Consider the following 12,106-nt stretch of genomic DNA (forward strand, 5'->3'; position numbering starts at 1 on the left):
GATTTTAACAATTTAACAATAACACCACTACAAAAAATATACATCTACAAAATAATAACATTAAAATTGCGAATTCCTCACAAATAAAGGGTTTTACAAGAATTTATTTCTTTGGATTATTATTTGAATTTTGACTGCACTTTCTATTTGTATAGGTAATGTATAGGTAAAAAAGAGCGAATAAAATATACTGTGAATTTGCAGATGTAATAGACAAAAAAAAGCTCTATAAAATTGATTTATAGAGCCTTTAGTGTTTGAAATTATTTAAAACTAACAAACAATTATTGATCTGAATTAAAATTTTAATTTCTCATTTTTATCCCACAACCCCCAAAAGGCACCAACATCTCCTTCTGCACCTATTTTCCAAGATTCATCAAAAGAAGAGAAGTAAAACATTTCGATATCTTCTACTTCTGCCCAAACTTGCGCATTGATAAAGTATTTCATAGCATTACAAGAACCTGCAATGGCTCCTTTTAAATTACCACCTTGACTAGGCCAACCTGTTTCTGTAATAATAACTTTTTTACCTTTGGCAGCTAATTTTGCTTGGCTGTACATTTGCTGCATATATTCTAAAGAACTTTCTAAATTACACCCTTCCCAATAAGGATAACAATTTGCTAAAATAACATCGCAAGCTTCTGTTATTTTTGGTCTTTCTGAAAACTCATAATAAGCATCTACATAACCCACTTTTACATTAGGAATTGCCTTTTTTACTCTATTGATATAAGATAATAATTGAGTTTCTGTTAATTCTTTTCGATACAAAACCTCATTACCAACAGCAGCAATATCAACCAAACCTTTTTTTGCTAATTGGATTAAACCCTCAATTTCTTCTTCATTTTTATCGAAATCATCACCCAACCAAGCACCAACTAAAGTTTTTAATTTGTGTTTTTTTGCAATTTGAGGTATGTGCTCATTACCTTCTATACAAGAAAAAGAACGAATCCATTTTGTATGTGGTTTTAGAATTTTAATTCTACGTTCTACTTGCTTTTTGGTAATTACATCTCCTGGTTTCTGACCATCTTCGTACATACTAAAACAGATGCCATGCATTCCGTTTTCTAAAGTTTCTCTCCAAAGATTTTTTAAATCTTCTAAAGAATAAATACTAAAATCTACCCCTAAATTGTCTGGCGTAGGTCTATATTTTAAACTGGTTTTATACTCTTTTCTATACGACATTTGTATTTTGATTGACTAAATTATTCTGCTTTAGTGTTTTTTCTTTTTTCTAGTTCTAATCTTATTTCGCTAGCTTTTTTCTCATCAATATCATAATCTTTCATAATATACATTGCTAAAAGTGTACCTATAACCGGGAAAAAACAGAAGAAAAAATGCAAACCATTTACAGCAGAGGGCTGTTCTACTGCTGGTATATCTGGTGTAAAACCAACAATAGCAATAATAGCTCCACTTAGAGCACCAGCTATAGCAAAACCTACTTTTACCATCCACCAATAAATAGCACCAAATATTCCTTCTCTTCTTAGTCCTGTATTTAGTTCATCTATATCAATTACATCTGCTGTCATAGACATCATAATTGTAAATAAACTTCCAATTCCGAAAGAAAAGAACGGTAGTGCTATAATGTACATCCAAGGTTTGCCTGGTACAAATAAAAACCAAAGCATAATATAACCGATGATTGAAATACCTTGGGCTACTAAAAAAGCTTTTTTCTTACCCCAAATTTTAGACATTTTAGTAACTATTGGTATCACTAAAAATGTAGTTCCAAGAGCACCTAAGCATCCAAATAAAGAAACCCAAATTCCACTTTTACCAGCATCACCATTAAATAACTTGTAAACAATTACAAAAAAAGTTAAAGCAGCAACTGTATTAAATGCATTGTAAATTAAAAAAGTGGCTCCACATAATTTTCTAAATACCTTTATTTTAAAAGCTTCTTTAAAGCTATCATAAATCTTTACTAAACTATTACCAATGTTTGCTGTATTTAAGGGTTCGTAATTTTTATCTAAAGTAGATTCGCTCTTGATAAATATTGCAGGTACAATAGCACAAATTGCACAAGGTATTGCTACCCAGATAGACAATTCTCTTACTGCTACTTCTGCTGATGGAAACCATTCTGGATCGTACATAATTACCCAAAACCAAGGTGCAATAACCCAAGCCCATTGACCAATCCATTGTGAAATAGCCATAATACTAGTGCGTTCATGAAAATCATCGCTCATTTCATAACCCATAGCTACATAAGGCACACTAAAAAATGTGAGTCCTAAATAAAAAACTATAGACCATAAGAAAAAATACCAAAAATTGAACTGTAGGGAATTTTCTTTAAAAAGTTGCCACATAAAAATGTAAGCAATTCCCATAATAATACCGCCAATTAAAACATATTGTCTACGTCTTCCCCATTTAGATTTTGTATTATCAGAAATAAACCCCATAATAGGATCAGTTAAAGAATCGAATATTCTTGGAAAAAAATAAATTAAAGACCACATCCAACCAGGAAAACCTAAATCTTGGACTAAAACTACCATAAAAATACCTAAAATGGCAGGAAACATTTGGTTAGCGAACATACCAATTCCAAATGCAATTTTTTGACCCATAGCCACTTTTTTACTTCGCGTTATTGTATTTGACATCTTTATGTTGATTTTAATTCGACTTAATTTTTAACTACAATTGTTTGAATTGCCTTACCTTGTATATCTATCTGTACGCTTTTATCGTTTACAGAAAGCTGTATACTTTTTGGAGTTTCTTTTTCATTAAAAACAACTACAGCTATTGTTCCATCAAGATTTTCTGCAGCTGTAATCAGTAAATCTTTATCTGTATTTTCTAGTTCAATAACTTTGGCTTCTGGTCTAATAAATTTGCTAAAATGTGCCATTGTATAATACAAAGGCGTAAAATAAACCTCATCTGTTTCTGGATTAACAATTACAGGAGCAACACACCAATTCTTAAACCAATTTGGCCCACCTTTGGTGTCTAAAACCATATTCCAATCTACCCAACCATCAACATAATTATTTAAACAACCAATAATATCTCTGGCATATCTATTAACAGGAGCGTATTTAGGATGCAGGTATTTGTCTTTTTCAGGAGCCCAATCCCAACCCCAATCTGTAGCTTCTTTTTGCCAATACCAAGCATCATCTTGCCAAACAGGAACTTGAGAATCTACACAAGCTTCTGTTTGAATTAAATATTTATTTGGTGCTTTTTTGTGTGCGTATTGCAACTCTTCAGGAAAAATTTCATAGGTACTTGCATACCAATGAATGGCTGTACCATCAAAAAATTTAGAAGTTGCTTCGTTTTTGTATTGAGAATCTATCCATTCTTTTAAATGCTCTCTATTTTGATCGTATCCTAAAATTTTTACTTGATGACCATCTGCTTCTAATTTTGGCCCTAAATGATTTTGCACAAAATTGGTCATTTCATCAGGTGTATAATGCATACTTTCCCAATTATTGCCATTTCCTAAAGGTTCATTTTCTACAGTAAACCCCCAAATATCTATACCTTCTGCTTTGTAAGCATCTACATATTTAGAGAAAAACAATGCCCAAGTATCATAATATTTTGACAGTAATTTACCACCTACCCATTTGTTATTATCTTTCATCCAAGGAGCAGCTGTCCAAGGAGAAGCAAAAATTTTAAATCCATCTGTAGATACTTTCATGGCATCTTTTATCATCGGAATTAAATCGTCTTTATCTTCTTTAATAGAAAAATGTTCTAGATTTACATCATCAGCCACAGGCGAATAAGAATATTGAGAAATTGAAAAATCGCAAGAATTCATGTGTGTTCTTGTCAATGAATAATTTGCCCCTTCAGTAGAAAAATAAGCCTGAATTATAGTGTCTCTTTTTTCTTTACTTAAACGATTTAACAAATATGCTGAAGCTTCTGTAAAAGCACCTCCAAAACCTGTAATTGTCTGTCTTTTTTGTGCTGTTAATAGCTTTACTTTTATGGTTTCGTTCTGATTTTCATCCGAAGAAAAATTGACCAATTTTGTTAAACTATTTCCACTTGCAGAAGTTTCGTAAACCTCTACCCTTAATTGTTCTTGTTTAGGTTGACAGCTTAAAATCATAAACGATACTAGTGTATAGAAAAAATAAGATATCTTTTTCATGATTATTTATCTTTGGTATTCTGTATTTGGAACTAAAACCGATTGCATTAATTCATCTTTATTACCGTTAAACGTTTTAATAATTGGCTTGCCTGCTCTTTGTAAACCTTTAAAAACTCCCTCATCTACTAAGTCCCAAATCGGATATTTAGCTTCACCTTTTAAAGTGAATAAACCAAAATGATTTTCTGATCCTAAAGGATTTTGTGCATCTTTCCATTGCTCATCAAAAGCTTCGAAATAAAAGCAAGAAATTCCTGCTTTTTTCGTCCATTTTCTTAAATGTTTGTAATACAAACCTTGCTTATATTCGTCTGTTGCTCTAGAACCATTAACTCCATAATGACCACTAGAAACTGTTGCCCAACCAGTTTCGCCAATATGAATGGTTTTGGTAGGGTCTATACTTTTTACATAGTCTGAAACATTTTTGTATTGCATTTTTGCAAATTCTAATGCACGCAACATGGCACTATCAATTTTTTCTACGTCTGATAATTGTTGTTCATTTTCTGGTACTTTCCAAAACTGTGGATTGTAATGTGAGTTATGATATGCGTAAGTATGCATAGAAACATAATCTACTGCCTGTATTAAATCTTCTAAATCTTTTACTCTGTAAGTTGGGTCTCCACCACCCCAAGAAGCAAAATCATCTGAACTTGTAATCCATAAATCTTTATCTAATTTACCTTGCTTTTTTAGGTTTTGTAAATAGTTTACATATTTTAAAATAACACTTGGTTGCACATAATAACTTGTTGCCCAACGTACCATAGCTTCGTTACCAACTGCAATAATTTTTACGATATCTGGATATTTATTAGCCAAAGCCACAGCTCTATCTATTTCTCCTTTGTTTTGTTCGCTTTCTACATTGTGATTTGGTGCTAAATCTGTCCAAGCATTTAAACAATCTATCCAAGCTCCTAACATTACGTACATTTCGAAACTGGAATCTTCTTGTTTTAATTGATGAATGGCTTCTAAAACATTGGCAGCATGAGGCAATTTAGGTTGCACATTATAGGTTCTAATAATTCGAATTCCCATAGCATGCATCAACTTTAAATCTTCTTTTAATTGTGGTATTGTAGGTTGATTGTCTTCTCTAGATTTTTCTCTATACCCACCATAAGATATTGCTAAATAATCTGGGTTGCCTAATATGTCTTTTGCAGTCATTGTATTCTTAATTACTTGCTTTACTTCTTTTTTATCTTGATTTTTAGAATTACACCCAAAACCAATCATACAGCCAAAAAGGAGTACTATTATTTTATATTTTGATTTCATTTATTGTGTGTTTCGTAGGTTAATCCAAATCCGAAAGGAAATAAAGGTTCAATTGTTTTATCCCAAAAATTAGGACCATATTTATGTTTAAAATCTTCTTCAGATTTTGGCCAAGAATGTGGTAATTTTCCTGAAAAATTATAATCTCCAAAAAGCACTTCTGCAATGCCTTCTCCTTCAGAACCTGGCAACCAAGCTGCAACAAAAGCATCTGATTTTTGTATTTGATTGGTAACCACCAAAGGTCTACCAGACACTAAAACCACAACCGTTTTTACACCTTGTTCTTGGTAAGTTTTTATGTATTGTTGATGTGCTGCTGTAAGCGTTAAAGCTAATTGATTAGACTCATGGCCAATGTCTCCAAAAAATTCTGCGTAAGGTGTTTCTCCAACAACGATGATGGCAACATCTGCATCAAAATGATTTTTTGTAGCTAGAGAATCGTACACAACTTGGGCTTTAGTTTGATTTTTTATCCCGTCTAAAATTGTGGTTGCTCCTTTATAATTTTCTTTAATTCCTTGCCAATTGATGGTCCAACCTCCAGATTGTAAACCCGCAGAATTTGCGTGCTCACCAACCACCACAATTTTCTTAGTAGCTTTTGATATTGGCAGCACTTTGTCTTTATTCTTTAGTAACACTAAAGACTCTCTTACAGCTTGTTTTGCAATTTCTCTGTGTTCTTTTTTTCCGACAACATGTACTAAAGTTGTATCTGGAAAAGGATTTTTAAACAAACCCAATCTAAATTTTTGTCGTAAAATTCTTTTAACAGCATCGTCTATTCTTTGTATAGAAACCGATTTGTTTTCTACACCTTCTTTTAATCCTTTTTGATATCCTTGTAGATTACCATTTACAGCCATAACCATATCTACACCTGCATTTATAATATCGTTTTTACCAAACCTAGAATAGCCTTGCCAATCAGAAACTACAATCCCTTTAAATTTCATTCCGATTTTTAAAGTATCTGTAATTAATGCTTTGTGCGCATGCATAGAAACATCAGAAACTGTATTAAAAGAAGCCATAACAGCACCAACATTTTCTTTTACAGCTGTTTTGTAAGGTGGCAATAAAAAACGTTCTATTTGTTGTGCAGTTAAAGATGTATTACCACCTTCTATTCCAAAATCGGTTGCGCCATCACCAATAAAATGTTTGGCGGTTGCTAAAACCGTTTCTTCATCTTTTAAATCAGCTTGCAATCCTTTTATGGCTGCTTTTGTCAACTTTTCTGTTAAGGTTGTGCTTTCTGAAAAAGCTTCGTAAACGCGTCCCCATTTTTCGTTAAAAGGAATTGCAACACAAGGCGAAAACACCCAGTTAAAGCCTGTTGCCTGACTTTCTAAAGCCGTTATTTTTGCTATTTGTTCTATTAATTGTTCGTTTTGTGTAGCTCCTAAACCCACATTATGCGGAAAAACTGTAGCGCCATTATAGGTGTTTTGCCCATGAACAGCGTCTACAGCAATTAATAAGGGGATAGCTAATCTTGTACTTAAAGCTTTCTTTTGAAGTGCTATAAATCGGTTTTGCCACGCTAAAGCAGTTTTACCAGGATTTGAACCTTCTGTATGAATAATAGAGCCTATATAATTAGAAATTATAAGCGAATCAGCAGCTGTATCAAAATGTCTTATTTGCGACATTTGGCCTATTTTCTCTTCTAATGTCATTAACTTTAAAAGAGAATCTACCTTTTGCTCTATAATTTCTTCATCATTAATTATTACTTCTTTATTACAGGAAAAACCTAGTAACAAAGCGCAACAAATTAGATATGTATATGGCCTGATTTTCATCAAAATTATTTAACTATAGAAACTTTTATATGATTGATTTCATTAGTTCTATCGAACATTTTTGTACTTGTTTCTTTGTCTAACATCAAGCCATCAAAGCCAACTTTTTTATCATCATTAAAAACAACTTCAATTGCATTTTTATCAGATAAACTGTAAATAATTGGTACTTGACAATAGGTAAATGCCAACTGATTTTCGGCCACCTGTAATGTAGCTTTTTCGCTATTTACATTTCTATATGTAAACGTTTTTGCCTCTTTTAAAAACTCAGAAGTTTTTAATAACCTTGGATTAAAACCAACTTTACCTTCTTGCACAAACACACCCAATTCGCCAAATCTACTTAGCAAATCTTCTTTTACTTGACCTGTCATTCCTGGTTGTTGTGCTCCTTTAGTTGCTGGCGTATGAGAATAGGCATCTGTTGGAAAAGCGCCATACAATTCTGGTGATTTGTGTACACCAATACCTGCATTTATTTCGTAATAGTGATCTAATAATCTACCAATTACCTTTTCGCTTTCACCAAGTTTTACCGCCAACAAACAGTTTTCTTGAACTGCTAATAACAGCTTAGAAACCATATGCCAATAAATAGAACCTAAACCTTCGTAACCAAAGAAAGTTCCTGAACGACCTGTAAATGATTTATGATCGAAAATGGCTTCGAATATGGATAAAACTGTTTCTGAATCTTCAGAAATTAAGCTTGCGTAATTTTCAGGTAAATTTGATAAAGCAGCTTTTACACTATTTGCATTGTTGAAGTTTCCGTTAAAATGATAGTTTCCTAAAACATCTTTTTCTACAATTGTGGTATTGCCATCAGCAATTAATTGCTGTAATAATTTAGAGCTTGCCACTTGTGCTGCACCAATATTATTTTTTTGTGTAAACCTTGGCAACTCTTTATTTGGATATAAAATATAACTGTATTGATCTGGTCTAAATAATGCAGAAGCTTTTAAACCATCTAATAAAGCCAAAGCTTCTTCTGGTGATAAATACCCCGAACTTAAGGCTGCAACTTGCCCTTCTAACATTTCTGACAAGTACGAAATAGAAACCTCTTCATTATTTTTGATAGTCATTAAATTGTAAGCATGGTACATATTATCTGCACGTTTGTTTGCTCTAATACTATGCTCTAAATAACTTTTGGTAATTTCTAAAAAGTGTGCTAATGCCTTTTTTGAAATTGTGGTTTTGTTTGATGAAAATCCGATTTTATAAACAATGGTTCTATAATCGCTTGCAGGTCTTCCTAAGCCATCTAACACTGTTTTTCTTTCTTTGTCTGTAACTTTTCTAGATAAAATAGCCTCATTATTTTCTAAAGTTTCTACAATCTCTTCAAATAAAATAGCCACTTCACTAGAAATTTGAACTTCGTTTACTTCTGCATTTGCGACAATTCCTTCAAAGAAATTAATAAATCTTCTTAGGTAATTTAAGGTAACCATAGACACTCCATTACCCACTAAAGCGTTGTTGGCGTCATTCCATTCTGGTCTTTGTGTATTTAACCAAATACCCCCTTCTGGAATAAAGTTTGAGACTTTAGCCAAAACTGTAACCAAAAGTTTTTCGATTAAATTAACCTTATGAACCTTGTTGTTTTTATCTGTAATTAAAGCACCATCTGCACCAATTTCTGCTCTTTTTTTATCAATTTCTGCATTTAATTGATAATCAAAATCAATAGTATCTTTTGGGTTCTTTAAAATATCTGCGTACGATTTTATAATGTATGGTACATTTGCGTACACAAAAATGTCTTCGTTAAATAGTGATGCTAATTTAGATGGATAATGTTTTTCTATAAACTCTAAGAATTTTAGTAAGTAAATGATCTGGTGATCTCCCCAATAACCAATGTAAGACCAAGGATCGTGTTCTTCGATAACTTCCCAATCGAAACCGTCTTTGGTTACTCTATAAGGATTATATCCTTCGAAAGTAGTGGCGTTTAAAAACTTGTGAATCATACTTTCTATAAACTGAGGATATGCATGTGCTAGGGTTTCCCAGTTTTGAAAAATATCTCTCCAATTCCCTTCGTAATCTAAAATTTTAGATCCGTCAATTTCACTTTTTGTATTGATTGAAAACTTGTTCCAAGGTCTACTTGGATCTCCATGTCTTCTACTAAATTTTAATGGTAAATACTCTAAACACAAACGTTTAAAATCTTTATCAGCATCGTTTTCAGCCAAATTTTTAATAAAGGTTAGCGAAAATTTTTCGGGTAAACTTTTTAGTGACTCTTTTTTAGCCGCAAATAATGGCTTGTTAGCCTTAGATAAATAGGTGGTAAAATCGTCTTTTTCTATGGTATAATTGTCATCAAAAATACCACCTCTCATAATATTAAAAAGGGTGTTAGAAAAATGTCTTGTATTAATTAATGGATCGTTAGAAAGTTGTAAACCATCAGAAGCAGCAACTAAATTGATTAAGTTTTTTGTACCTTCTTCAATATTGTTTTGCAATAGTTCCTCTAAATTATCATTGGTTTTTATCAACTCAGAAATACGAGTAACATCTGCAACTGTTTGATTTACATTAGCAACTTGCAACCATTGTTTTTCTTGATTAGCAGCCAAAGTAACATCAGCATTAATAAGGTATGCACCTTTTTCTGCTTTTATATCTTCTTCTTGCTGAAGTTGTAACCCTCTTCTAAAATTATTTACTTGTAAAGAGGATAATAAATACTTTGGATTTTCTAAACCTAAAGACCACACTAAATTGGCTTTTAAGGCTTCACTTGGTTCTGCTTTATCTACAATAATTGCACTTAAAGCATAAATACCTAATCCAACTTCTGCCTCTAATTCGCACTTTTTATAGGCATCAACCAAATTACTTCGAATACCTTGTATGTCTGAACCTACACCATAAGGAATGATGTCTTGAAATCCGTCTAAAATAGAAATATCCAGATTTTCATCAGTATTATTGATTAAACTTGCTTTTCTTACAAATCCAAATTGGTCAGAAGAGTTCCATTGATATTTAAACGTTAGGTTTAAATCGTGGTTAATTTCTTCGAAAATCACCTTGTTTCCATATTCATTTTTGTAAACATTTCTGGTGATGTGATACAAACCAGCTTGTCTTTCAGAAAAAGGTTCCCATAACACAGTTGTATCATTTTTAGCAATTCTAAAAATTGTTTTACAACCCGTAGTTTCTGCAAGTTCTGTAATTTTATCGTCTGTGTAATATGGAAAAATTGCGTATTCTGCATTTTTTCTTCCGGCTGTTAAACCTCCATTACTAGAAATAAACATCCAGTGATTTGAGTCTGAAACAATGGTCATAAAAAAAGGACGCATTGTATGGCTATTTGATATTTTATAGTAAGATTCGTTTTCTAAAGTTACCAACTCTCCTGTAATAGCTGTATTAGAATTCGAGTTTACATTGTCTTTGTAAGAAACAGTTTTGCTCATTTTTTTCTTTATTATATTGATTTTTTCTGTTGATAACTTTTAGGCTATCAATATTTGTTTTTACTCTTTACTTAAACCAGTATGTTTTGCCTGAATATTTTTAAAATAGTTTGATATAAACTCTTTTGTTAATCCTTTTTTATAAGGATTTAGTTGATGTATTTCTTGAATTGCATAATACGCCACTCTTGGCTTTAACGCATAAAAACCGTCTTGATCTGGAGTTTCTTTTGCACAGATTCCAAACCATTCTTCGTTCATATTTTTACTACCCTCAGTAAAATCGAAATAATAACCTGCACTAGACCACGATGCATTATTGTCGTGAATTTCTAGGTTTTTAGTTTGCCCATATTTCCACCAACCATCACTAAATTGAAATGTAAATCCGCCAATTGAATTATTAGCTTCACCTAAATTTGCTGCGTTTACATAAATTTCTTTCCAATTTTCGATCATAAAATAAGCTTGCATTTTCTGATCTTCTGCATTGGTTTTTGCATTAAATGCATCTGCACCAAATTCTGTAAAAAGAATAGGTTTATTAATTTCGTTTTTTACTCTTATAAAAGCATCACCAAAAGATTTACCTCTATACATATTTGTGCCAAAAATGTCTACATCTTTGCATTCGTCTGCAAACATGTCTGCAAATAATAAATCGCCATTACAAACTGCAACAGGATGATTTTTATCAATTTCTTTCATCAATTTAGCAGCTTCATTAAAGAGTTTATACATAGGTCTTCCTCTTTTTTCGCCCATTTCTCTTTTTTGATTTTCATCATCAGGAAAGTCTTCTGTTTCTGAGCCTGCCCAAAAAAGTCCATAATTATTCTCATTCCCTAAAAGAAATAAAAGTAATCCTGGAGTATCTTTATAAGCCTTAGCCATATGAGTAACTTCTGATAATAACCCTTTTTGAGTTTCTGGGTTTCTGTAATCGGTAACCGGAATCCATTGGTTATTTACTGTGTTGCCATATCTACCAAACGAGTGATTTAACATGGTGTAAATTCCGTAGTTTTTATAGATATGCGTAATCCATTTTGGTGGGATACCTGAATACACACGGATTGTATTTACGCCCATTTTTTGCAATAAACTCATTTCTGATTCCAATGCTTTTTCTATGAATTCTTCTGATTGATTCCAGAGGCTGTATTCAAAATTTTTTCCTATTGGAAAGTAATCCCAATTGATACCATTTATAAAAAAATCTTTTCCGTTAACCATTAGTTTTACGCCATTTTTATTGCTAACTACAGCAACCTGATCTTTTTGAGCGCAAGAACTTAAGGTTAGCAAAATGCTACATAATGCTATACAAAGAGTTTTCATAAATTTTAAATTTTAAC

General features: G+C 32.1%; 7 protein-coding genes. All 7 read right to left on the minus strand.

The window, feature by feature from the left end:
- Positions 1-297: 297 nt before the first annotated feature.
- The 7 genes from ACWYN7_RS15275 to ACWYN7_RS15305 are packed head-to-tail and all read right to left on the minus strand — an operon-like array spanning position 298 to position 12,089.
- Entirely contained in the window at positions 298-1,206 is a 909-nt protein-coding gene (locus ACWYN7_RS15275; RefSeq protein ID WP_462860839.1) for a glycoside hydrolase family 17 protein, read from the minus strand.
- Positions 1,207-1,226: 20 nt separating this feature from the next.
- Positions 1,227-2,657 carry an MFS transporter gene (locus tag ACWYN7_RS15280; protein ID WP_462860840.1) on the minus strand — a complete coding sequence of 477 codons (1,431 nt, stop codon included), beginning with the start codon at positions 2,655-2,657 and terminating at the stop codon, positions 1,227-1,229.
- Positions 2,658-2,680: 23 nt separating this feature from the next.
- Positions 2,681-4,177, minus strand: coding sequence for a glycoside hydrolase family 30 protein (locus ACWYN7_RS15285; RefSeq protein WP_462860841.1), 1,497 nt, complete (start codon positions 4,175-4,177; stop codon positions 2,681-2,683).
- Positions 4,178-4,183: 6 nt separating this feature from the next.
- Positions 4,184-5,473: a glycosyl hydrolase family 17 protein gene (locus ACWYN7_RS15290; RefSeq protein WP_462860842.1), complete on the minus strand. Its 1,290-nt coding sequence runs from the start codon at positions 5,471-5,473 to the stop codon at positions 4,184-4,186.
- On the minus strand, positions 5,470-7,248 hold the full coding sequence (locus ACWYN7_RS15295; protein ID WP_462860843.1) for a glycoside hydrolase family 3 protein: 1,779 nt from the start codon (positions 7,246-7,248) through the stop codon (positions 5,470-5,472). The genes ACWYN7_RS15290 and ACWYN7_RS15295 overlap by 4 nt, the downstream gene beginning before the upstream one ends.
- Positions 7,249-7,292: 44 nt before the next feature.
- Entirely contained in the window at positions 7,293-10,748 is a 3,456-nt protein-coding gene (locus ACWYN7_RS15300; RefSeq protein WP_462860844.1) for a hypothetical protein, read from the minus strand.
- Positions 10,749-10,808: 60 nt separating this feature from the next.
- Entirely contained in the window at positions 10,809-12,089 is a 1,281-nt protein-coding gene (locus ACWYN7_RS15305) for a glycoside hydrolase family 2 TIM barrel-domain containing protein (RefSeq protein ID WP_462860845.1), read from the minus strand.
- Positions 12,090-12,106 lie beyond the last annotated feature (17 nt).

Source organism: Polaribacter sp. M10, from assembly GCF_054968445.1.

Bases quoted from the DNA above. Each gene is read 5' to 3' on its own strand.
- ACWYN7_RS15275 (WP_462860839.1), bottom strand. From the start codon at position 1,206: ATGTCGTATAGAAAAGAGTATAAAACCAGTTTAAAATATAGACCTACG.
- ACWYN7_RS15280 (WP_462860840.1), bottom strand. From the start codon at position 2,657: ATGTCAAATACAATAACGCGAAGTAAAAAAGTGGCTATGGGTCAAAAA.
- ACWYN7_RS15285 (WP_462860841.1), bottom strand. From the start codon at position 4,177: ATGAAAAAGATATCTTATTTTTTCTATACACTAGTATCGTTTATGATT.
- ACWYN7_RS15290 (WP_462860842.1), bottom strand. From the start codon at position 5,473: ATGAAATCAAAATATAAAATAATAGTACTCCTTTTTGGCTGTATGATT.
- ACWYN7_RS15300 (WP_462860844.1), bottom strand. From the start codon at position 10,748: ATGAGCAAAACTGTTTCTTACAAAGACAATGTAAACTCGAATTCTAAT.
- ACWYN7_RS15305 (WP_462860845.1), bottom strand. From the start codon at position 12,089: ATGAAAACTCTTTGTATAGCATTATGTAGCATTTTGCTAACCTTAAGT.